The sequence below is a fragment of the Micromonospora sp. ATA51 genome, from assembly GCF_016802855.1.
Taxonomy (GTDB): Bacteria; Actinomycetota; Actinomycetes; order Mycobacteriales; family Micromonosporaceae; genus Micromonospora; species Micromonospora sicca.
Genome location: NZ_JAEVHJ010000544.1, coordinates 1 through 2,541 on the forward strand (window position 1 = coordinate 1; position 2,541 = coordinate 2,541).

Consider the following 2,541-nt stretch of genomic DNA (forward strand, 5'->3'; position numbering starts at 1 on the left):
AAGCCCACCTTGCGCAGCGCCGGCAGCAGCGGCGCCGCTGCACCGCCACGCCGACGGCGACCCCGGCGGTGACGAGGAAGGCGAGCACCACCATGGCCGGCCGCCAACGGCGGGCGGCGGGTCGAGCGGTGCGGTAGCCGGCGGGGGCAGGCCGCGCGGAGCCATGGCGCGGCCGGGGGGAACTGGGCATCCGGCTCAGCCTGCCATGTCGTGGCCCCGCGCGCTCTCCCCCGTTTCGGCGAGCAGCCCCACCACCGCCCGCGCCACCGTACGCGGCACCTCCAGCTGCGCCACGTGGCCGACACCGTCGAGCATCAGCAGCCGGCTGTCCGGGATGACCCGGGCCGCCTGCGGCGCCACCCGGACGTCGACCAGCCGGTCCTGCCGACCGCCGACGACCAGCGTGGGCGCCCGCACCGTGGCGGCCAGCCGCCAGAGCGAACCCGACCCCGGCAGGTACGACCGCAGGAAGCTGGAGACCAGACCGCGGAACGTCCGGACGTACGCGGCGGCGTAGTGCGCGGCCTCGTAGCGGATCCGGATCTCCTCGACCGCCTCCTGCCGGCGCTGGTCGCAGATCCGGGACAGGTCGCCACGCAGGCCTCCATCACCTGCTGGGCCGTCACCTCCGGAGCGAGCTGGGCCAGCCGCCAGGCGGCCAGCCGCTCGCCCCGGGGGATCGCCAACAGCGGCAGCATCCGCCCCTGGAGGGACCGCCGGAAGTCCAGGAACGGCAGCGCCGGGGAGATCAGGGTCAGCGTCCGCACCAGGTCCGGCCGCGACGCCGCGACCTGCACCGAGATCGCCCCGCCCAGCGAGTTGCCGAAGAGATGCACCGGTCCCCGGTCGCTGTGCTCGATCCAGCGCACCACCCGCTCGGCGAAGGTGGGGATCGTGTAGCGCCGGCCCGGCTCGCTGCGCCCGAAGCCGGGCAGGTCGATGGCCTGGCCGTCCAGCCGGTCGGCGAGCAGACCGGCCAGGTCCGTCCAGTTCTGCGACGAACCGCCCAGGCCGTGCACGTAGAGCCCCGGCTCCGCGCCGGGCGCGGTGGCCGGGGTGTCCCGTACGTAGGTGACCGTGCCGTCGAGGCGTACCGCGCGGCCGGGCCAGGGTGGCGGCACGTGGTGCGCCGGCAGGAGATGGTCCGGCCAGAGGGTGGCGCGCTTCATGCTCCCAGTGTTTCCCACGCCACCGCTGGCCGACACCGGTCGCGGATCAGGCCAGCAGCGCCTCGAGCCGACGGTTCACGGCGGCCAGGGTCGCCCGGACCACCGCCTGCCGGGGGTCGCCGGCGACCAGCGCCGAACCGGCCAGCTGCTCCACCCACCCGTCGCAGACCAGCAGCACCACCACGGTGGCGACCTCGCAGTTGCCGAACGGCACCACGGCGGTGTGCTCCACGAAACAGCGCCCCCGGTCCCCCGGCTGGACGGCGCCGCGCAGCAGCTCGTCCACGGCGGCCGCGGCGGCCACCGCGCAGAGCCGCAGCACGTAGCCGTCGACGGCCGGGCCGGTGGAGTGGCCCTCGGCGGTCGCGTCCGCGGCGATCAGGCGGACCTCGACGGTGGCGTCGAGGCCGAAGGTGCTCACCTGGACGTGGTCGATCACCACCCGGGGCCCCGGCGCGCCGCCGGTGTCCAGCGGTCGGGAGGGCGCGGTCTCCGTCGTGGTCATCTGACCACCCGAGTACGACGTGCCGAGCGTCGCCGGGCTGCCGGTGGCGGCGCGGCCGGTGCGGCGGCGAGCGACGTCTCCTCCACCGTGGCCCGACCCCGGTGCGGCGCGGCCGGGCGTCTCCGGCGCGGCGTCTCCGGCTCCGCCCGTGCCTCGTTACGGCTCTCCGGGTCGGACGCCTCGGCCAGCCGGCCGGCCCGCCCCTCGGGCTCCTGGCCGGGGCGGCTCTCCGGGGCGCGCGGGTCGCGACTGTCCGTCGCCCGCGGGTCCGCCGGAGCCGGGCCGGTACGCGAGGCGCCGGCGCGCTCCTCGGCGGGGCGCGTCTCGGCAGCGCGCCGCTCGGAGCGACGGCGCACCGGAGGCGGCGGCGTGGCGGGCATCCCCGGCAGGTTCTGCGGGGCGGCGGCCAGCCCCATCCGATCCTGGAGCAGCCGCGCCACCTGGCGGCTCACCTCGGCCGGGTCGGCGCCGTCGGCCAGGTCGAGCCGGAGGCTGTGCGCGCCGGCCGGAGTCCGGCGCAGGGCGGCGTCCCGGACGCCGGCGACCTCCCGGACGGCGTCCAGGATGGCGTTCACGTCGAACCCCTCGGGTCGCTCCCGCAGGGGCGCGGGCTCGTCGTCCCGGCGCAGGTGGGTGGCGATCCGGGCGAGTTCCGGGGTTTCGGCGGGTGGCTCCACTGCTGGCGGCTCCGGCACGACGGGCACGTCCGGTTCTGCGGGGACGCGCTGCGGCAGTATCGCCGTCGCCCGGTCGTCCGGCCGGATGTCGGCGACCGGCTCGGCCGTCGGCATCGGTTCGGGGGCGGACCGGCGGGCCGCATAGGGGGGTGCGCTCGTGGGGGCGGGCGCGGGGGCGCGGTCGAAGCGG

At 77.4% G+C, this 2,541-nt stretch carries 1 protein-coding gene and 3 pseudogenes; all 4 read right to left on the bottom strand.

Annotated elements, in window-relative coordinates; genetic code table 11:
• Nucleotides 1-190: pseudogene (locus JNW87_RS37430) on the bottom strand (hypothetical protein); the annotation flags it as partial.
• 5 nt (nucleotides 191-195) lie between these two features.
• A pseudogene (locus JNW87_RS37435) lies at nucleotides 196-1,169 on the bottom strand (alpha/beta fold hydrolase).
• 46 nt (nucleotides 1,170-1,215) lie between these two features.
• Nucleotides 1,216-1,674: a hypothetical protein gene (locus tag JNW87_RS41890; protein WP_375373597.1), complete on the bottom strand. Its 459-nt coding sequence runs from the start codon at nucleotides 1,672-1,674 to the stop codon at nucleotides 1,216-1,218.
• A pseudogene (locus tag JNW87_RS37440) lies at nucleotides 1,671-2,541 on the bottom strand (hypothetical protein); the annotation flags it as partial. The gene JNW87_RS41890 and the pseudogene JNW87_RS37440, both read right to left, overlap by 4 nt.